18 protein-coding genes are annotated in these 19,645 nt (G+C 69.4%); 8 read left to right on the top strand and 10 right to left on the bottom strand.

The annotated features are described in order from the left end of the window. Window positions 1-2,061, top strand: a 2,061-nt coding sequence (locus RT97_RS16630) for an autotransporter family protein (RefSeq protein ID WP_042579907.1), incomplete at its 5' end; no start/stop codon positions are given. Window positions 2,062-2,091: 30 nt separating this feature from the next. On the opposite strand, the gene RT97_RS16635 is transcribed toward RT97_RS16630, so the two are convergent. The 3 genes from RT97_RS16635 to RT97_RS16645 all read right to left on the bottom strand — a co-directional run bounded on the left by RT97_RS16635 (window position 2,092) and on the right by RT97_RS16645 (window position 5,058). Continuing rightward, entirely contained in the window at window positions 2,092-3,933 is a 1,842-nt protein-coding gene (locus RT97_RS16635; protein WP_042579908.1) for an ATP-binding response regulator, read from the bottom strand. After that, on the bottom strand, window positions 3,930-4,538 hold the full coding sequence (locus tag RT97_RS16640) for a response regulator transcription factor (protein ID WP_042579909.1): 609 nt from the start codon (window positions 4,536-4,538) through the stop codon (window positions 3,930-3,932). Before RT97_RS16640 ends, RT97_RS16635 begins: the two co-directional genes overlap by 4 nt. A 103-nt stretch (window positions 4,539-4,641) precedes the next feature. After that, a complete protein-coding gene (locus RT97_RS16645; protein WP_042579910.1) occupies window positions 4,642-5,058 on the bottom strand; it encodes a hypothetical protein in 417 nt (138 codons plus the stop codon). Between the two features lie 215 nt (window positions 5,059-5,273). Here RT97_RS16645 and RT97_RS16650 point away from each other — a divergent pair, with 215 nt between their 5' ends. The 5 genes from RT97_RS16650 to RT97_RS16670 all read left to right on the top strand — a co-directional run bounded on the left by RT97_RS16650 (window position 5,274) and on the right by RT97_RS16670 (window position 11,952). Then, window positions 5,274-6,959 (top strand): InlB B-repeat-containing protein, encoded by a 1,686-nt coding sequence (locus tag RT97_RS16650; RefSeq protein WP_052810680.1) that lies wholly within the window; start codon window positions 5,274-5,276, stop codon window positions 6,957-6,959. An 85-nt stretch (window positions 6,960-7,044) separates the two neighbouring features. Next, complete coding sequence (locus RT97_RS16655) at window positions 7,045-9,798, top strand: hypothetical protein (protein WP_042579912.1); 2,754 nt, start codon at window positions 7,045-7,047, stop codon at window positions 9,796-9,798. Between the two features lie 18 nt (window positions 9,799-9,816). Further along, window positions 9,817-10,164, top strand: a complete 348-nt coding sequence (locus tag RT97_RS16660; protein WP_052810681.1) for an immunity protein Imm33 domain-containing protein — start codon at window positions 9,817-9,819, stop codon at window positions 10,162-10,164. 16 nt (window positions 10,165-10,180) lie between these two features. Then, window positions 10,181-10,813: a hypothetical protein gene (locus tag RT97_RS16665; protein WP_042579913.1), complete on the top strand. Its 633-nt coding sequence runs from the start codon at window positions 10,181-10,183 to the stop codon at window positions 10,811-10,813. 80 nt (window positions 10,814-10,893) lie between these two features. Then, entirely contained in the window at window positions 10,894-11,952 is a 1,059-nt protein-coding gene (locus tag RT97_RS16670) for an RNA methyltransferase (RefSeq protein ID WP_042579914.1), read from the top strand. Here the strand turns inward: RT97_RS16670 and RT97_RS16675 are convergent. The 3 genes from RT97_RS16675 to RT97_RS16685 all read right to left on the bottom strand — a co-directional run bounded on the left by RT97_RS16675 (window position 11,930) and on the right by RT97_RS16685 (window position 15,384). After that, the gene (locus RT97_RS16675) at window positions 11,930-12,355 is read right to left on the bottom strand and encodes a hypothetical protein (RefSeq protein WP_042579915.1); all 426 of its coding nucleotides are present in this window, start codon (window positions 12,353-12,355) and stop codon (window positions 11,930-11,932) included. The genes RT97_RS16670 and RT97_RS16675 overlap by 23 nt on opposite strands. A gap of 194 nt (window positions 12,356-12,549) precedes the next feature. Further along, the gene (locus tag RT97_RS16680) at window positions 12,550-14,940 is read right to left on the bottom strand and encodes a DNA polymerase II (protein ID WP_042579916.1); all 2,391 of its coding nucleotides are present in this window, start codon (window positions 14,938-14,940) and stop codon (window positions 12,550-12,552) included. A gap of 72 nt (window positions 14,941-15,012) precedes the next feature. Then, a complete protein-coding gene (locus RT97_RS16685) occupies window positions 15,013-15,384 on the bottom strand; it encodes a VOC family protein (protein ID WP_042579917.1) in 372 nt (123 codons plus the stop codon). 251 nt (window positions 15,385-15,635) lie between these two features. Between RT97_RS16685 and RT97_RS16690 the strand changes: the two genes are divergently transcribed. After that, a complete protein-coding gene (locus RT97_RS16690) occupies window positions 15,636-16,061 on the top strand; it encodes a hypothetical protein (protein ID WP_042579918.1) in 426 nt (141 codons plus the stop codon). A 101-nt stretch (window positions 16,062-16,162) separates the two neighbouring features. Further along, window positions 16,163-16,891 carry a class I SAM-dependent methyltransferase gene (locus RT97_RS16695; RefSeq protein WP_042579919.1) on the top strand — a complete coding sequence of 243 codons (729 nt, stop codon included), beginning with the start codon at window positions 16,163-16,165 and terminating at the stop codon, window positions 16,889-16,891. Window positions 16,892-16,931: 40 nt separating this feature from the next. On the opposite strand, the gene RT97_RS16700 is transcribed toward RT97_RS16695, so the two are convergent. The 4 genes from RT97_RS16700 to RT97_RS16715 all read right to left on the bottom strand — a co-directional run bounded on the left by RT97_RS16700 (window position 16,932) and on the right by RT97_RS16715 (window position 19,644). Continuing rightward, window positions 16,932-17,201: a hypothetical protein gene (locus RT97_RS16700; RefSeq protein ID WP_042579920.1), complete on the bottom strand. Its 270-nt coding sequence runs from the start codon at window positions 17,199-17,201 to the stop codon at window positions 16,932-16,934. Between the two features lie 254 nt (window positions 17,202-17,455). Beyond that, on the bottom strand, window positions 17,456-18,400 hold the full coding sequence (locus RT97_RS16705) for an ornithine cyclodeaminase family protein (protein WP_042579921.1): 945 nt from the start codon (window positions 18,398-18,400) through the stop codon (window positions 17,456-17,458). Beyond that, on the bottom strand, window positions 18,397-19,251 hold the full coding sequence (locus RT97_RS16710; RefSeq protein ID WP_042579922.1) for an alpha/beta hydrolase: 855 nt from the start codon (window positions 19,249-19,251) through the stop codon (window positions 18,397-18,399). The genes RT97_RS16705 and RT97_RS16710 overlap by 4 nt, the downstream gene beginning before the upstream one ends. Before the next feature lie 51 nt (window positions 19,252-19,302). Beyond that, the gene (locus RT97_RS16715) at window positions 19,303-19,644 is read right to left on the bottom strand and encodes a low molecular weight protein tyrosine phosphatase family protein (RefSeq protein WP_042579923.1); all 342 of its coding nucleotides are present in this window, start codon (window positions 19,642-19,644) and stop codon (window positions 19,303-19,305) included. Window position 19,645 lies beyond the last annotated feature (1 nt).

Consider the following 19,645-nt stretch of genomic DNA (forward strand, 5'->3'; position numbering starts at 1 on the left):
ATCAACAACACCGGCTCGATCACGGGCGGGGCGGGCGGCGTCGGCGGAGCCAACAGCAACGGCGGGCCGCTCGGCGCCAACGGCTTGGGCGGTGCGGGCGTCACGGGCGCAAACCTCGCGATCGTCAACGGCGGAACCATCTCGGGCGGGCTGGGCGGCGATGGCGCGACGCGCGCCGCGGCGGTCGAGTTCACGGGCGGCGCGAACAGCCTCACGCTGAACACGGGCTCGGCGATGACGGGCGCCATCTCCATCGGCGCGGGCGCTGCCGCGAGCGTGATCGCCGGTGCCGACGGCCTTTCCGTCGACAACGCGCTGCTGCTCGGCGGCACGGGCACCATCGACACCAACGGGCGCAACCTGGCGTGGACAGGCGCGATTTCCGGCGCCAGCGATCTGGTGAAGGCCGGCGCGGGCGTGCTCACGCTCAGCGGCGCCGACACGCACACCGGCGGTACCAATGTGGCGGTGGGTACCCTGCGCGCCGGCGCGGCCAACAACCTCAGCGCCGTCAGCGCGTTCACCGTGGCGTCGGGCGCCACGCTCGACCTCGCGGGCAACAGCCAGACCATCGCCTCGATGGCCAACAGCGGCACGGTGTCGCTGGTGGGCACGGTGCCGGGCACCACGCTCACCGTGAACGGCCCCTGGGTGGGCAACGGCGGCACGCTGCGCCTTGGCACGGCGCTCGGCGGCAGCGCGAGCGCGAGCGACCGGCTCATATTGAGCGGCCCCACCGCCGTCGCGAGCGGCACGACGAATGTGCAGATCACCAACCTCGGCGGCCTGGGCGCGCTGACGACCGGCAACGGCATCGAGGTGATCAGCGCCATCAACGGCGCGACCACCACCGCGCAGACGACCAAGAGCGCCTTCGCGCTGGCCGGCACGCACGTCGATGCGGGCGCCTACGAATACCGGCTCTATGCGGCCGACGCCGCCGGCGCGGGCGAGAACTGGTACCTGCGCTCGACCGCCGCGCCCGTCACGCCACCCGGTGGCGGAGGCGGCACGGGACCAGGAACGGGCACCGGAACAGGCACGGGAACCGGCACCGGAACAGGAACTGGCATCGGCGGCGTGCCGGTGCCCACCTACCGCGCCGAGGTGCCGCTCTACGCCGCGCTGCCCGAGCAGCTGCGCCAGTCCAGCCTCGCGATGCTGGGCAACATGCACCAGCGTACGGGCGACGACCTGGCCGCGGGCCCCAACACCGCTTCGCCCACGCAGGGCTACCGCCAGGCCTGGGGCCGCATCATCAGCACCGACCGCACCATCTCGCAGGGCGGCACCGTGAGCCCGACGAGCAAGGGGCGCCTCACGGGCTTCCAGGCCGGCACCGACCTGTGGGCCGACCCCAATTGGCGCGTGGGCGTGTACGTCGGCCAGCTCGACGGCGACATGCGCGTGAACGGCTTCGCCAGCGGCCTGGCGAACCGCGCGGTCGGCAGCACCGACCAGAAGAGCGAATTCCTGGGCGCCTATGCGACCTGGAAGAACGACGGCGGCCTGTACGTCGATGGCGTGCTGCAGGCCGGGCGCCACCGCTACACCGCGTCGCCCACGCTGGGCATCTCCAGCGGCGGCAAGGGCAACAGCACGCTGGCGTCGATCGAGGTGGGGCAGTCGTTCGCGATCGCGCAGAACTGGTCCATCGAGCCGCAGTTGCAGCTGGTGCACCAGCGTGTGAACCTGGGCGACGTGAGCATCCCCGGCGCGCTCGTGCAACAAGACAGCCACGGCGGCACGCTGGTGCGCGCCGGCGTGCGCGTGAAGGGCCAGATCGCCACGGGCGCCGGACTGCTGCAGCCGTATGTGCGCGCCAACGTGTATCGCGGAAGCCGCGGCACCGACGTCACCCGCTTCGTCGGGCCGGCCGGTTTCGCGGACATCGCCACCCGCACCGGCGGAACCAGCACCGAGCTGGCGGTGGGCGGCACGCTGCAGGTGAGCGAGAACGTCGGCGTGTATGCGGAGCTGGGCAAGCTCTGGAGCTCGAGCGGCGATTCGCGCGTGAAGAGCGGCGTGAATGCGAGCGTCGGTTTCAAGGTGCGCTGGTAATGGCATGAGGCACGGCGGTGCCTCGGCGCCTTACCGCCCGAGCGCCTGCACGTGCCCGAGGAACGCCCGAAGGTGCGAAGGCCGCACGGGCTTCACGATGACGGGCAGGCCCGCCGCGCGTGCTGCATCCAGGTAGTCGCCACCCACGTCGCCGGTCACGATCAACGCGGGCAGTTCGGCGTCGTCCAGCGCCGAGCGCAGCGTCTCGATGGCCTGGATGCCGCTCGCCTGCGGCCCGAGGCGCAAGTCGACAACCAGCGCCTGCGGCCTGAAGCCCGGTTGCCCTGATTGAAGGACACCGAGCGCGCCCTGCACGTCGCTCGCGGAGCGCACGTCCATGCCCCAGGAAGCGAGCAGTCCGCCGAGCGCCTGCAGCGAACTCCGGTCGTCGTCCACCACCAGGATGCGCAGCGAGAGGGCTGCGTTCGTTGCGGATGCGGAGACGCTTTCTGCCTCGTTGTTCCGCTGACCCGCGGCGGCATCGGCCAGCGGCAGCTGCAGTTCGAACACGCTGCCCTGTCCCGGCACGGAGTGCGCCGCGACCCGCAGGTCCAGCAGTTCGCTCAACCGCTTGACGGTGGCCAGCCCCAGGCCGTAGCCCAGGCGCCGGTCGCCGGCCGGGTTGTCGACCTGGAAGAACTCCTCGAAGACCTGCGGCAGGTGCTCGGCCGCGATGCCGATGCCCGTGTCTTCCACCGACAGGTGCAGCCGGCCTTCGGCGATGCGGCTGCCGATGCGCACCTGCCCCTGGCGCGTGTAGCGGATGGCATTGGCCACGAGGTTGGTGACCACCCGCGCCAGCAGCGCGCGGTCGCTGCGCACGGCCACGGGGCCGGCGGCGATGTCCAGGCGCAGCCCCTTGGCAGCGGCCACCGCCTGGTAGGGCCGGCAGCACTCGGCCAACAGTTCGTCGAGGGCGAAGGACGACCACTGCGGGCTGAGCGAGCCGGCGTCGGCGCGGGTGATGTCCAGCAGGTCGTCCACCACGTCGGTCATGCCGTCGGCGCAGGCCACCAGTTGGCCGGACATTTCTTTCACATGGCGCTCGGTGCTCACGTTGTGCACGGTCTGCGCGAGCAGCGCCATCGCATTGAGCGGCTGGCGAAGGTCGTGGTTGGCGGAGGCGAAGAAGCGCATGCGCGCGGCCACGGCTTCTTCGGCGGTCCGGCGAGCGGAAGTGCTGCGTTCGTTTTCTGCACTCAACGCGATCACCAGCTCGGCATTGCGCCGGCGCTGCGACTGGATCTCGTGCAGCGCGGACGACAGCTCCCTGGCGCTGAGCAGCGTGTAGATGCCGATGAGCGACACGATCAGCGCCATCGCCACGTGGTAGCTGCCGCCGAACCAGAGGTCGCGCAGCACCAGCGGCCCCAGGATGAGCGCCACGTACACATGGGCCGCCCGCCCCATCGTCGAAAGGCGGATCGCCCCGCCCAGCGAGACCGTGACCATGGTGATGTGAAGAATCGCCTCGGCCTGCGCGGGCCCGTCGTTCTGCAGCAGCGCGCAGAGCACGCCCAGCGAGAACGCCATGAGCTGGTTGGTGGCCATGACGGGCAGCACCATCGCCGGCAGGTTCGCGCGAAGCCCCGGCCGCAACACCCACGCCAGCCAGACGCCCATGCGCACCGCGACGATGGCGCAGTAGACGATGAACCACGCCTTCACGCGCTGGCCGTCGGCGCCGTCCTTGTATTCGAGGTAGCACAGCAGCCCCGCGGCGGCGGCCAGTAGCCACGCCCAGGGCGTGGAGCGGATCATCTGCTCCAGTTGCTGGTACTGCAGTTGCGAGAAGGCCAAGCGCGAGGCGATGAAGCCGCGGGTGCCGCCGGCACCGAGCTCGCGCGGCGCGTCGGAGGGCGCGGGCTTCATCGCACGTCCAGCATCAGCCCCGCGCGCCGGGCCTGCACCAGCAGGTGAGTGCGGTTGCGCGCATCCATCGCATCGAGCAGCGCCGTGATGTGCAGCTTGACGGTGCGCTCCGCGATCTGCAGCTCGTCGGCGATCTGCTTGTTCTGGCGGCCTTGCGCCACCAGCAGCAGCACTTCGAGCTGCCGCGGCGTGAGGCCCGAGGCCGCCAGGCCCGCGCGCGGCTGCAGCACGTCGAACGCCTCGCCGCCGGCGGCCACTTCGTCCAGCGCGGCGGCGATGCGCGCCACCGGCTGCGACTTGCCGATGAAGCCGGCCGCCCCCGCCGCGCGAGCGCGTGCAGCGAGGGCCGGCTCCTCGTCGCCCGAGATCAGCAGGCGCGAGACCAGCGGGTGCCGCACGCCGAAGAGGCGCAGGCCCTCCAGGCCGTCTTCGCCGCCCAGGCGGTAGTCGATGAGCACGATGTCGGGCGGGCACTGCGAGGCGCGCTCCACGCCCTGCCCGAGCGACAGGGCGGTCTCCACCTGGAAGTCGGGCCGCGCGTGCGCGAGCGCATGCGCAAAGCCGACACCGAACAGCGGGTGATCGTCGACAAGCAGAAGTTTCATGGTGCCGTGATCCTCGGCGCGGGCCCGGCGGGCCGCGCCATCTCCTCGTAGGGCGCCATTGTCCACACCGCCCGGCGGCGCGGCGTGGTGGCGCGCAGCGGCTTCAGTTGCAACGACCGGCGGCGCGCAGCAATGCGTTGCAGGCCGGTGCGGGTGCCGGTGCCGGTGCGGTGCCGCTCGCGGGCCTGGCGTTGGCGCGGCGCGAGGAAGCAGGGGCATCGCTCTGCCGCATCTCCTGGCAGATGGCATCGCTCACCACCCGGCCCACCACCGACACCGAGCCTTCCACGTAGCAGTTGAAGGTGCGCCCGCCATCGGTCCTGGCGATGAAGGTCGTCTGCACCCCGCTGTCCGCGCGGTTCGAGATGGTGAACGCGCTGGGCGGCAGGCCCAGCGCGCGCGAGGTGTTGGTGACGATGGCGTCGTCGGTCACCGCGTGCGAGGCGCATCCGCCCACGAGCAGGGCGGCCGCGAGAAGCGCGAAGAAAAGCGAAGCGAAGGAGGTGGGTGAAGGTGTCATGCAGCGCCGCGAGGTTCGTGAAAGCGTGAACGTGGGGGCGAGCCCGCACGGGAGCATCCAGCCTAGCCAGACATCGCGCGCGGCGAAACAGCACCTTCGGGCAGGTGCCCGATGGTGCTATGGCCCGCGGCCACCCGCGTTCCTACGATCCGTGCCTCTTGAACGAGCACAGAAGGCGCCGGGCCCCGGCGTCAGCGAACGGAGGAATGGCAGACATGACGAAGAAGAGCACCTGCAGGCGATGGATGGCGTGTGCGTGGACCCTGGCCCTGATGACGTTGACGGCCTGCGGCGGTGGAGGCGGCGGCGGCTCCGGCGGCGGCCTGTTCCCGCCCATCGGCTTGCCTCCGCCCGCGGGTGCGGCGTATCGGCTGGATGTGGGCATCGCCGGGGCCGGCCGCGTCGCCTCGCAACCGGCGGGCATCGACTGCGCCGACAGCTGCGGCGCGGATTTCGCGGCGGGCACGCAGGTCACGCTCACCGCAGCACCGGCGGCGGGGCAGGTGCTCGGCGGCTGGGCAGGCGCCTGCAGCGGCGCTGCCAGCACGTGCACCGTGCGGATGGATGCCGCACTCGCCGTGACGGCCACCTTCGTCGCCGCGCCGCCGGTCGTCGGCTGGGGCGATGCGCTCACGGTGTCCGCCGGCGGCGCGAGCCAGCCGAAGGTGGCGGTCGATGCGCAAGGGCGCGCGCTGCTCGTGTGGCGCCAGCTCGAAGCCGACCAGCTCACCGACAGGCTCTGGGGCAGCCTCTACCGGCCGGGCGGTGACTGGAGCGCGCCGCAGCGCCTGGAGGCCAACAGCGGCGGCGTGCGCGACATCCGCGTGGCCATCGACAAGGCCAGCGGGCGCGCCGTGGTGGTGTGGACGCAGCTGAGCTCCGTGGGGGCCTACGACCTGTGGGCGCTGCAGGTCGACCCATCGACCGGTTGGGGCGCGCCCGCGCTGCTGGAGACGGTCGGCGGCACCGTCGGCTTCGCGAGCGCGGGCATCGATGCCAACGGCAACGCCACGGCGGTGTGGTCGCAGATCGGCCCGGCCACGCGCTTCAGCATCTATGCCAACCGCTACACGCCGGCGGGCGGCTGGGGCACGGCCGGGCTGATCGAGACCGACGAGGTCGTGGGCACGGTGGACGGCGACCCGGCGGTGGTGGTGGCGGGCTCGGGCGAATCGGTGGCCGTGTGGAAGCGCTCCACCGGCAGCAGCGCATCGCTCTGGACCAATCGCGCCGACGCGGGCGGCAACTGGGCCGCGGCGGCCGAGCTGGTGCCGGATGCGGGCACCGGGCAGTCGATCGGCGCGCACGACCTGGCGATCGACGCCGGCGGCAATGCGCTGCTGGCCTGGGGCCAGGCCGATCTGCCCGGTGGCAGCAACCAGTGGGAAAGCGCCGTGTGGTTCAAGCGCTATGCCGCAGGCGCCTGGCAGGGCGGGACCGCGCGCGTGGATGCGCCGTTCACGGGCACGCAGGCCTTCCTGAGCACGCCGGTGCTGCGCATGAACGCGGCCGGTTCGGCCGTCGTGAGCTGGGGCCGTCAGGACCAGGCGCTCATGGCCGCGACGGCAGCGCCCGGCGCCGCATTCGGCGCCGGCCACGCGGTGCGGCCCGCCGCTTCGCTCGCGCTCGCCAGCCTGCCCGCGCTGGGCGTGGACGACGCGAGCCACGCCCTCACCGCGTGGACCGAGGCCAACGGCAAAGGCACGAGCGACCTCCACGCCGCGCGCTACGCACCGGCCGAAGGCTGGGGTGCGCCCGCGCCGCAGGAGGCCACCGACGAAGCAGCCAACACGCCCGACATCGGCATGAACGAGCTGGGCAATGCGGTGCTGGCGTGGCAGCAGTTCGAGCCGGGCGCGGGCACGCGCATCCTGGTCCGCCGCTACGCCTCCGGCCGGTAGCGCGCCGTCCTTCCTTTAAAGTGCGCCTGCCTGCAACGGGCAGGCGCACGGCGTGCCACGGCGGCACGCAAGGGAGGGAATCCGATTGAGCACGACGAACGCAGTCGAAGCCGCAGCACTGGCCAGCATCGCCGAAGCCGAGCAGGTCATCGACCGCCTGCAGGCCGCCAACGACCCCTTGCTCGAAGAGCATCTCTACGAAGCGTGGCTGCGCAAGGGCGAGGCGCTCGCCCAGCTCGGGCGGCACGCCGAGCGCGCCGGACTCTGCGATGCGTTGATCGCGCATGCCGATGCAGCGCCCGCGGGCCGCGCCGTCTGGATCGTGCAGGCGTTCAATGCCAAGGGCAGCGCATTGCGTGCGCTCGGCGAATCGAGGCGCGAGGTGCAGGCCTACGAAGAAGTCGAGCGCCGTTTCGGCGATGCGAGCACCCCTGAAGTGCGCATCTGGGTGGCCCGCGCCGCTTTCCAGCGCGCCGTGGTGGCCGGCTCCTTCGGCGGTGCGTTCGCCAAGGTTGACATGGTGCGCAGCTGCGAAGACATCGTGCGCCGCTACGCCAACGATGCGCCCGAGGCCACGCGCGAGACCGTCGCGCGCGCCCGCATCTGGCGTGGCGAGCTGCTCGCCGACCTGGACTACCCCGCCGAATCGCGCGAAGCCTTCGATGCCGCCTGGCGCGACCTGGCCCATGCGCCCGAGCCTTCCGTGGCCGGCTGGGTCGGGCACTCGCGCATCACCCAGGCCATGCGCCTGGCCGACGCCGGCCGGCGTGTCGAAGAGGCCATCCCCATGCTGGGCGAAGTGCTCGCCGCCTACGCGGGCGACCCGCGCGAGGCGCTGCGCGAAGTGCATGCGCGCGCCGGGTTCCTGCGCGCCGACATGCTCGACGACGCCGGCGAACACGCGCTGGCGCTGGCTGCCTGCGAAGACGTGCTGGCCGCGCACCTGGCCGACCAGCTGCCCGGTGTCGCGCTGCGCGCCTGCCGCGCGATGGCCCTGAAGACGCATGTGCTGTATCGCCTGGACCGCGAAGACGAAGTGCCGGCGGTGCGCGCCGCGCTCATCGCGCGCTTCGGTCATCACACCGGCGAAGACATCGAGGAGCTGATGGCCGAGGTGATGTGCCGCACCGCCTACGACGCCGAGGAGCCCGACGACGTGCTGCACGCCTGCGACGCGCTGGACGCGCGCTTCGGCGAATCGCCGCTCCTGCCGGTGCGGCGCTGGGTGGCGCGCGCCGGCGTGGCGCGCGGCCAGGCGCTGCGCGACCTGGACCGCGCGGAAGAAGCCGCCGCCCAGTTCGGTGCGGTGCACGCGCGCTTCGGCAAGCACACCGGCGAGACCGACGCCGCGTTGATCCTGACCGCGACGCGTGCGGCCATGGCCGCCGCCAGCGTGCTGCGCGGGGAAGGCCGCAACGGCGAGGCGATCGCGCTGTACCAGGCCGCCGCATCGGGCGTCGATGCGAGCGCGAGCCAGGCGCTGCGCGAGGAGGCCGTTCACGCGCGCCTGCAGATCCTGGCCTTGCGCGACGAGCCGGCCGATGCGCAGGGGCCGATGCTCGACGCGCTGGCCGCGGACTTCGGGCGCGACCCGGTGGCGGACCTGCGAAGGCAGGTCATCGACGTGCTGTATTCCCATGCCCACGAACTGCGCGAGGCCGAGGCCTTCGAAGATGCGATCGCGGCCTACGACCGGCTGCTCGCGCTCACGGCCGACGAGAGCGACGAGCAGGTGCTCGAGATCGTGGCGAGCGCCCTGCTCAACAAGGGGTATTTGCTGCTCAAGCTCGTGGACCGGCCGGCGGAGGCGCTGGCGGTGTACGACGAGATCGTCGCGCGCTTTCGCAACATCACCTCGGAGTCGCTGCGCGACACCTTGTCGAAGGCCGCCGCGAGCCGCCAGACCTGCCTCGTCACGCTCGACAGGCTCTCGGGCGCGGATTTCGGCGGCGACTTCGCGGACCTCCCCGTCGAGAAGCTCGATGAAATACGCGACACGATCACCCGCGGCTACGAGCTGGGTGAGGCCGGCAAGCACCGCGAGGGCATCGAACTGACCGACCGGGTGCTGGCCGAGCACGTCGAGGCCAGCCACCCCGAGCTGCGCAACCAGTGCTCGCGTGCGCTGACCAACAAGACCTACATGCTGCAGCAGCTGGGCCAGCTCGAACGCGTGATCGCGTGCGCCGACGAAATGGACGCGCGCTACGGCGAAGAGCTGTCGATGTCGATCCAGGAGCGCGTGGCGCTGTGCCTGGGCTACAAGAGCGCAGCGCTCGACAAGCTCGGGCGGCATGAGCAGGAGCAGGCGGTCTACAGCGACATCATTGCCCGCTGGGGCGGCTCCAACGTGATCGACCTTCGCCGTCGCGTGGCGCGCGCCTTCTATTGCCAGGGCTTGACGCACCGCCAGTTGGGCAACGCCGACGCCGCACTGGCAAGCTATGCGCAGCTCCTCGGCCGTGACGGGGATGCGAAAGACGCCGCGCTGCAACTCTGGGTGGCCAAGGCAATGATCAACAAGGCGAGCCTGCTCGGCCAGCAAGGCGACCAGGCGGGGCGGGCCGAGGTCTACAAGACGCTCATCGCGCGCTACGGCGAGAGCACCGATGCGCAGATGCGCGAGCGCGTCTTCAACGCGAGCGAATGGCTCGCCGAGGCGCAGGGCCTGCTGGGCCGGCACGAAGAGGAGTTCACGACGATCAGGGATGCGCTGCGCCGCTTCGGCAGCCAGATGCCCGAAGCGCAGAGGGCGCGGCTCAGCCACCGGCTGGGGCCGATGACGCTGGGCCGGTTCGCGCGCAAGCTGATCGATCGGGTCAAGGGCAACAAACACTGAACAGGAGGAAGCATTCGCATGTGGCCATTCAAAAAGAAGAAGGAACCGTGGGAAGACAAGTTCGCCGCGCTCGCGCCGCTGGTGCTGGCGTCGGACCAGGTCATGGGGCCGAACCGGTTGCCCGTGTGTTTCGCCTACCGGGTGAAGCCGAACAATCCGCACGACTCGGGCTGGATCTTCTTGAGCGGCAGGGAGAGCCAGCGCGTGCTCGACGACAACCCGCCGAAGATCTGCCCCCTGAATTCGTTCCTCAAGATGGACCCGTCGTTGGGCGCGGTCACGGACAAGCCCGTCGGCTCGGCGTGGGAGCGCGACAGCGCGGATGCGGCATGGAACGAAGTGTTCGGTTTCAAGCCGCCCGGCTGACGAGGTTGCCAAGACAATGACGCTCGACGAGTATTTCGGCGCAATCGACGATCCGCTTTTCTCCGCGCTCGGCTTGTTGCCGATGGAAGGCGCAAGCAAGTTGACCGAGGCCTTCAGCGGGCAACCCGTCGTCGATGCGCTGCAGGGCCTTGTGCTCGACGACCCCGACACCAGCGACCACCACCTGCTCATCGGCAAGGCGCCGCTGCAAGGGTGCGTGTTCTACCTGGCGCACGACGGCGAGAGCCGCGTGGTCTTCGATTCGCTCGAAGGCTTTCTGGCTGCGGCGCGGGAGGCGGGCGAGCAGGGGGGCGAGATTTCCGACTTGCATCCCGAAGGCTCGCCGGTAGCCAGCGACCAGCCCGCATTGAGCGAGCTGGTCCATCGCCTGCTCGACGATGGCACGCAGACCGATGTGGCGACCGCGTTGATCCCGTCGCTCGACCTGCGCGACCTTGCGCTGCTGGAGCGGCTTGCGAGGGATGAGGATTTCTATCTCGGCGAAGCGGTGGCCATCGAGATCGCGCGGCGGCCGCTCCCGGCGCTCGCACCGATTGCGCGCATGTGCGCCACGCACCCGCACAGCCAGGTGGCCAACGCGGGGCGGCGCGCGGTCGGGCAGGTCGAAAAATCGGCGCGAAGGGGTTGATGGAAAATCGGGCACCGGATCGCTGACGCCGCCCGCACGCCATCTCTGCCAGCCATCCCCTCACACATCGCCACGCACGCATGCGCATCCACGAACTGAAACGAAGACTCCGCGAAGCCGGCGCGGGCCCGAGCCACGAGCAGCGCATCCTGCGGCTGTGGTCGCACGCGCTGCCGCGCGACAGCGGCCGGCGCCTGCCGCACAGCTTCTTTCCGTCGTCGTTGATGCAGGCGCTGCCGGCCATCGAAGCCGAGCTCGCGGGGCTCGCGCGCATCCACACGGTGCACCCCGGCGCCGACGGCTCCGAGCGGCTGCTCGTGGCCCTGGCGGACGGCCAGACCGTGGAGAGCGTGCTGCTGCCGCGCGATGGCCTGTGCGTCTCGTCGCAGGTCGGATGCGCCGTGGGGTGCCAGTTCTGCATGACGGGCCAGGGCGGGTTGCTGCGCCAGGTGGGCAGCGCAGAGATCATTGCGCAGGTCGCGCTCGCACGCATGCGCCGCAAGGTGCGCAAGGTCGTGTTCATGGGCATGGGCGAGCCGGCCCACAACCTGGACAACGTGATGGAGGCCATCGAGCTCCTGGGCACCGTGGGCAACATCGGCCACAAGAACCTGGTGTTCTCCACCGTGGGCGATCCGCGCGCGTTCGAGCGGCTGCAACAGGAGCGCGTGAAGCCGGCGCTCGCGCTTTCGCTGCACACGACCAAGGCCGCCTTGCGCAAGACGCTCCTGCCGCGCGCGCCCGACATGACGCCCGAGGCGCTGGTCGATGCGGGCGAGCGCTATGCGCGGGCCACCGGTTATCCGATCCAGTACCAGTGGGCGCTGCTCGAAGGCGTGAACGACGGCGAAGACGAGATCGAAGGCATCGTCAGGCTGCTCTCGGGCAAGTACGGCGTGCTGAACATGATTCCATTCAACGCCGTGGACGGCGTGGCGTTCAGCCGCCCGTCGTGGGAGCGCTGCGAGCAGATCGCGCGCACGCTGCACGAGCGCGGCATCCTCACGAAGCTGCGCGATTCGGCGGGGCAGGATGTCGACGGCGGCTGCGGCCAGTTGAGGGCGCGTGCCGCAGGCGGCTCGCCGGTCGTGCTGCGACGAGGTGCTGCGACTGCTGCTACTGCTGGCTCACCGCAATGAGCGTCCACACGATCACCACCAGCTGCGCGAGGTTGATCAGGATGGCGGTGATGTGCGTCTTGCGGAACCCCGGAATCGCGTCCATGTAGTTGGACTTGATCTGCTCCCCGAGCGCGTCCATCTTGGGAATCACCTTCTTGCGCAGGACGATGGCCATCGCCGCAAGTGCCGCGGCACCCGCCGCGATACCGAAACGCCCCGCAAGCGCGAAGCTGATCGCCGTCGCGGAGGCCGTGATGAACGCGCCGACGTAGTAGAGGTTGAAGAAACCGCGCACGAAGCGCGCATCGAGCGGCGTGTCGTGCTTGAGCACCAGCAGCGGGATGGAGCCCATGATGAAGTAGGCCGTGGTGACGAGGAGGGCCACCGTGAAGAACAGGGCGGCGAACATGGCTGCGGGCATCTTGGTTCTTCTCCATTTTTTGCGATGGAATGTTCTGCGCGAGAGCCGTCCGCCCAGGTCCCGCGATGCGGCAACTCCGGGTTGAAAATTACCCCTTGACGCGCTCGATACGGATTGGGCGTCCATCTGGTGGGGCAAGGCAAGGGGGCTTCTATCGAGTTGCTCCGATGGCGCCTGAACCCGGGCGCCGTTCGCTAGAACAGACCTTGCTGCGCCGTCGTCAGCGCCATGAAACTCTCGCCCATCGGCTGCAGGATGGCGTCGGCAATCGGCTGGAGCTGCTTGCTCAGGTAGTGCTCGTAGTCGATGCGGGACTGGCGAGCCTCCATGGGCTCGGGCCCGCCCCGGGTCATGACGTAGCGGATCCAGCCGCCGTTCTGGTATTGCCTGGGGCGATTGACGCGGGCGTTGTAGTCGTCGGCAACCCGCGCCGCGCGCACCTGCGGCGGCACGTTGACCTGGTAGGCGTCCAGGCGGTGGCGCAGGCGCTTGCGGTAGACGAGCAGGTCGTCCATCTCGCCGGCCAGCAGCGCCTGTGCATAGTCCGCCACGAACGCCTTGTAGGGCTCGCCGTGGAAGATGCGCGAGAGCAGCCCCTCCTGGAACTGGCGCGCCAGCGGGGTCCAGTCGCTGCGGGCCATCTCCAGGCCGCGGTAGACCATTTCTTCCTTGCCCTTGGCATCGACGCTCAGGCCCGCATACCGCTTCTTGCTGCCGACTTCCGAGCCGCGGATGGTCGGCATGAAGAACTTCTTGTAGTGGGTGTCGAACTCGATCTCCAGGAAGTTCGGGAGGTCGTGTTGCTCCCGGAGGGACTGCGTCCACCAGGCGTTGATGTCTCGCGCCAGCGTCGCCGCGATGGCGTGCGCTTCTTCGTTGGTGTGGGTGCGCCGGAGCCAGATGAAGATGGAGTCGGTGTCGCCGTAGATCGCCGAATACCCGCGTTTTTCGACGAACTCCCGTGTGAGCTTCATCATCTCGTGGCCGCGAAGGGTGATGGCGGACACGAGCTTGGGATTGAAGAAGCGGCAGTCGGCCGCACCCAGCACGCCGGCGAAGGAATTCATGAGCAGCTTCAGCGCCTGCGACAACGGCTCGTTTCTTTCCCGCTTGGCTTCGTCGCGTGCGCGCCAGAGCGTGGTCACGATTTCCGGCAGGCAATGCTTCTCGCGCGAGAAGACGGTGCCTTGCGGCCCCTTGACGGCCAGCGCCGGGTCGGCGGCATGGGTGCCTTCCACGAGGCCCACGGGGTCGACCAGGAAGGTGCGGATGATCGATGGGTAGAGGCTCTTGTAGTCGAGCACCACGACGGAGTCGTAGAACCCGGGCTTGGAGTCCATCACGTAGCCGCCGGGGTAGGCCTTGCTCGGAATCTCGCCCACGTTCGGCGCCACGTAGCCCAGGCGGTGCATGCGCGGCAGGTAGTGGTGGCTGAACGCGGCGATGGAGCCGCCGAAGTGGTCGGCCTGCAGGCCCGTGGTCTGGGCGCGCTCCATCACGAACTGCAGCAGCTTGGCCTTCTCGAAGATGCGCAGGACCAGCTCGCAGTCGCGGATGTTGTAGAGCGCGAGCGCGGGCTTGTCTTCCTGGTAGCGCCGCTCGATCTCGGCCATCTTGTCGTAGTCGTCGCCGATGGCCTTGCCTTCGCCCAGCAGCGCTTGCGAGACGTTCTCCAGGCTGAAGGAAGGAAAGCTCCAGACCGCGGCCTTGAGCGCATCGATGCCGTCGATGATCACGCGGCCGGGCATGGGCGCGAACAGGTAGCCCTGCTTGCCGGGGTGCGTGCGCCATTCGATGGGCCGGCGCTCCCGCCCGAGAAGAAGCGGCACCCCGCCTTCGTTGGCCGTCTTCTGAAGCACCCGCAGGTCGAACTGGATGACGTTCCAGCCGATGAGGACGTCCGGATCGTTCCGCTCGAACCAGTCGTTGAGCTTCTCGATCATGGCCTTGCGCGTCGGGCAGTAGACGAGCGAGAAGCCCGCGGGCTCATCGGGCTCACCTTGCGCAATCGACTCGCCCGGCGGCTCGCCCAGCATGAAGACCACCCGCTCCGGCAAGCCGTCGAGCGCGATGGAATAGAGCGCCTCGTGCTGGCTGGTCTCGATGTCCAGCGACACCACCTTCAGCACGGGCCGGTAGTCGGGGGCGGGCTTGAGCCTGCAGTCGATGCGGGTGGCGCCGTCTGCCTGCCCGCCTTCCACCAGCACGCCGGCGGTGATGAAGCGCTCCATCAGGTAGCGGTCGTGCGGGCGCACGTCGGCTTCGAGCAGGGGAATGCCCTCTGCCTGGAGGGCGCGCGCCAGCCGGCCGAGCTGGCGGAAGTGCTTCGCATAGACACCGACGACCGGTTCCTGCTGGAAGGTCTTCAACTCGAGCTCGCGGACCTCCACGCCCGGCATGGCCGCGACGTGCGCTTGCACCTGCACCCTGTGCCGGGCTGCGACGAAGGCGACGGAGGTCTGGGAGGGCAGGACCACCTTGATCGGTCCGGCATCGGTTGCGAGCCAGTACTCGATCTCCGTGCCGGCCGGCGCATCCCGCCAGTGGCGGGTGAGGATGAAGCCCTTGAGTTCGGTGGATGTCACGAGCGCTTGAAGAATCGGGGTGCAGCGGGAGGAGCGTTGAGCGCGACCGATTTTCGGCCGGTCAGGGCCGCATCAAGCCGCGGCGCCCCGGTGCGCCCTGCTCGAGATGCTGACCGAGTTCTTGTCGGGGTCCTTCGCATTGGCGAACGCATACCCGTTGGCTTCGTGCACGGCGCCGAACGCGAGGCCTTCCAGGGCTGCCTGCGCGGCGAACGCCTTCACGTCCTTCACATGAAAGCTCAGCTTCACGCCCACCTGCCCGAGCTTCACGGACTTGGCGGCCTGATGGATGAGGATGCCCGCGCCGCCGTCCGGGTGCTTCAGTTCGATCAGCCCTTCGACGACTTCGCCGCTGGTGACGAAGCCGAAATGCCGAGCATAGAAGGCCGCGGATTTCTGCATGTCCCTGGCGTAGAGGATGACGGTTCCGAGTGGCGATTCCATGGGGTGTTCCGTGATGAGGGTGCGGTGGGATTGCCCTTCTCCCGACCGGTTGCGCCCGGATTGTCAGGCACCGTGCCGAACGGGTGCGGGAACCCCCGTACCAGAAGTGCGCACGACGCGTCGCCGCCCGGCCCGGCAACCCGGCGCCGCCTGGGGCCGTCACGGATCTGCCTTTTGGCCCCGCGAGACTCGCTCAGGGTTTTCCCGCATCCACGGGCCGACTCCCTCCAATAACTCGCAGAGAACCAACCATGAAGACCTCGCAACTCGCCCTCGCCGCCGCATTCGCGGTGCTCGCCGTCACCACCGCCCAGGCCCAGCAATCGTCTGGCCGCAGCCGCGCGGAAGTCGAAGCCGAAGCCGTCGCCGCAGCCCATGCACCGAACCAGAACGTGACCCGCGGCTCGCGCGGCGCGGACCCCTTCGTTTCCTCGGCCGACCCCGAAGCCATGTACAAGCAGGCCGTGGACACCGCCCACGCGCCGAACCAGAACGTGACCCGCGGCTCGCGCGGTCCGGACCCGTTCACCTCGAAGCGCGACCCGGCCCAGGTCTACCAGGAAGCCATGGCCACCGCCGCCGCACCCGACCAGAACGTGACCAGCGGCTCGCGCGTGAACAGCAAGGTCGTCTCGACCATGCAGAACCCGGTGCTGCAGTCGGCGCAAGGCAAGTAAGCGGGCAAGCAAGCCAGCCCGCCGGTCCGCACGCGCGGATCGATGGGCGGCGGCCGCATCGGCGGCGGAATAATGGCGTCGCAACCCTGCAAGGACGCCCGATGGCCCAGAACATCTACGACACGCCCGCCTTCTTCGAGGGCTACCAGCAACTGCCGCGCTCGGTGCTCGGCCTCGACGGCGCACCGGAGTGGCCCGCGCTTCGCGCGCTGGTGCCGCGGCTGCAGGGCTTGCGCGTGGTGGACCTGGGCTGCGGCCTCGGCTGGTTCTGCCGCTGGGCGCGGACGCAGGGCGCCGCGTCGGTGCTGGGGCTGGACGTGTCGCAGCGCATGCTGGAGAAGGCCGCGACGCTCGGCACCGACAGCGGCATCGCCTACGAGCGCGCCGACCTCGAAGCGCTGGCGCTCGCGCCGCAGTCGTTCGACTTCGCCTACAGCTCCCTCGCGTTCCACTACATCGAAGACCTCGCCACGCTGCTGGGCACGGTGCACCGCGCCTTGGTGCCGGGCGGCAGGCTGGTGTTCTCGATCGAGCACCCGGTCTTCATGGCGCCGCGCACCCCGGGCTGGCATGTCGATGCTCAGGGGCGCAAGTCATGGCCGCTCGACGGCTACCAGATGGAAGGGCCGCGCACCACGAACTGGCTGGCCGAAGGCGTCGTCAAGCAGCACCGCACGCTGGGCACATTGCTGAATGCGCTGATCCAGGCGGGTTTCAGCATCGGTCATGTGCAGGAATGGGGGCCGACCGATGCGCAGGTGGCCGCATTGCCGTCGCTGGCGGAAGAGCGCGAGCGGCCGATGATGCTGCTGGTGAGCGCCAACCGCTAGCGCTGTTGCATCGCGCGCGGCGCGATGCGGAATCGGTTGCTCAGGCGTACGCCTTGGAAGAAAGCTTCTGCAGCATCGCGTTCTGCCGCACTTCCTCGGAATCCCGCAGGCTCTTGGCGGCACGGGCGGCCACGTAGGCCACGTACAGGGTTTCGATGGCCTTGGCCCAGTCGTGCGCCTTCTGGGAAATGCCTTCGGGCTTGACGGCCGACCCTGTCACTGCATTGGTGGATAGATCGTCGTCCGGCCGTGCCGGCACGTCGAAACCCACCTTGCTGAGGATGTTGGCTTTCTGAAGGATGGTGAGCATGCGGTTGCCTCTCTGATTTCTTCACATTAGCAGATTAGTGCTACTCGGTGCCGGGCGCTATCAGCCGAATGACGTATGCGCCTGTCGTCCAACACCGGGTCCTGCTCTGCTGCTTTCAAGTTTCGTGCCATGAACGAATCGGCCGGCCTCCCGGCGGCGCGCGTTCGTTGCATGAAGTGTCTCTTGCGCATGACCCCCAAATGGGGTGGGGGCCCCTCCGCACGATCAGGACTTACCCTGAACCGGACCCTCGGTCAGGCCGCGTGCTGCCAAACCAGCGTGGCGGCGGTCAGGTCTTCGAGGGCGCTGCCCACGGCCTTGAACGCGGTGCGCTCCGCATCGCCGTTGCGCCCCGCGCGTTCGCCGCGGCAAAGGTCGGCGAGCGTGCCCTGCACCGCTTGCGCGTGCAGGGTGCCGGCCGCGATCGCATCGAGCAGGTCGCCCGATTTCTGCAGGGCTTCGTTGGTGTCGATGAAGGTGCGCGCGCCCGCGAAGCACTGCGCGTCGGCCTCGCGCATTGCGGGGGTGAAGCTGCCGATCAGGTCGAGATGCGAGCCCGGCGCGAGCCATTCGCCGCGCACCAGCGGGGCGGTGGCCAGCGTGGCGCAGCTGACGATGTCGGCGCGGCGCACGGCGGCCGCCAGGTCGGTGGCGGATTGCGCGTTCCAGCCCTCGGCGCGCAACTGCGCGGCCAGGGCTTCGGCGCCTTCGGGGCGGTGGTTCCACACCGTCACCTCGTCGATGGATCGCACGCCCGCATGCGCGGCCGGCAGCATGCGCGCGATGCGGCCGGTGCCCAGCACCAGCAGCCGGCGCGCATCCGCGCGCGCGAGAAACGAGGCCCCGAGCGCCGAGGCCGCGGCGGTGCGGCGCGCGGTGATCTCGTTGCCGTCCATCATCGCCAGCGGCACGCCGGTGCGCGCGTCGTACAGCACATAGGTCGCATGCAGGCCGGGCAGGCCGCGCGCGCTGTTGCCGGGAAAGATGTTGATGGTCTTGATGCCGAGAAAACCCGCGTCGCTCCACGCCGGCATGATGAGCACGGTGCCCTTGCCGTCGCCTTGCGCACCCGCGGTCTCCACGCTGTGCACATGGCGTGGCGGCACCTGCGCATCGGCTGCGAACGCCGCGCGCAGCGCGGGCACGAGCTTGTCGAAACCCAAGGGTGCGCGGGTGGCGGCTTCGTCGAAGTGCTTCATGGTGTCGGCGAACGCATCGCGGTGTCGAAGAAATCCGCGAGCGCCTGCTGGTAGGTGGTGCCGAACCGGGGCGCCGACATCGGCTCGAGGTGGCCGGCGCCCGGCACTTCGATGAGCCGCTTGGGCTCGCGCGCATCGGCGAAGAGCCGCTGCGAATGCGCATGCGGAATCACGCCGTCGGCCGTGCCGTGGATCAGCAGCAACGGAATCGGCGAGATGGCCGCCACGTACTTCGACGCCGCATGGTCGTCGTTCACCAGGAGGCCTGCGCCCGAGAGCTTGTCGTTGGCGATCGACGAGTACGAATAGAAGGTCGATTCGATCGCCGCCGCCTTCACGCCGGCCCGGTTGCCCGAGCCGACCACCGCGATCGCGTTGGTGCCGCCCAGGCTCTGCCCGAAGACGACGAGGCGCTCGGCATCGACATCGCCGCGTGATCGCACGTAGTCGAGCGCGGCGCCGGAATCCTCGAACACACCCTTGGGCTCGGGCACGCCTTCGGACTCGCCGTAGCCGCGGTAGTCGAACACGAACACGTTGTAGTCCCGCTTCGGCAGCCACGCCACGAAGCGCCAGTGCGTCGACATGTTCTGCGCGTTGCCGTGGAAATGCACCACGGTGCCCTTGGCCTCCTTCGGGTTTTGCCGGCCCACCGCGGGGATGAACCAGCCGGTGAGCTGCGTGCCGTCTGCGCTCTTGAACTGCACGCTCTCGTAGCGCAGGCCGAGCGCATCGGGCGTCTCGTAGCGCACGTGGTCCGGGTAATAGAACATCGACTGCACGCAACCGCCCAGGAACAGCGGCACGGCGCACAGCGCGAGCCTCCACCAGCGGCGGATCGGGCAGGTCATTGCGAGCCCCCGGATTCGACGTCGGCGCTGATGTGGATCTCTGTCATGAGGTCAATCGATCTCGAGGATGGAGCCGACCGAGCGCTGGAGTTCTTCGACCAGTTCGGGGTCCATGTATTTGTATTCGTCGGGAATGTCGAGCACGTGGATCGGCTTGCCTTCCAGCATCCGCGTGAACTCGGCCACGAGCCGCGACTTGTGTTTTTCTTCCATCACCAGGATCACGTCGGCCCAGTCGATGTCGTCGAAGCTGACCTTGTGCCGCGCATTCGGGCTGGTACCCGCGGAGCGCGCCGAGACCAGCGGATGCCGGCGCCACATTTGCTCCGCGGTCGGGCTTCGCCATTGGTTGCGGCCGCAGATGAAAAGGACGTTGCGCGCAGGGGTGGTCATC

Source organism: Variovorax paradoxus, from assembly GCF_000834655.1.
Lineage (GTDB): Bacteria > Pseudomonadota > Gammaproteobacteria > Burkholderiales > Burkholderiaceae_C > Variovorax > Variovorax paradoxus_F.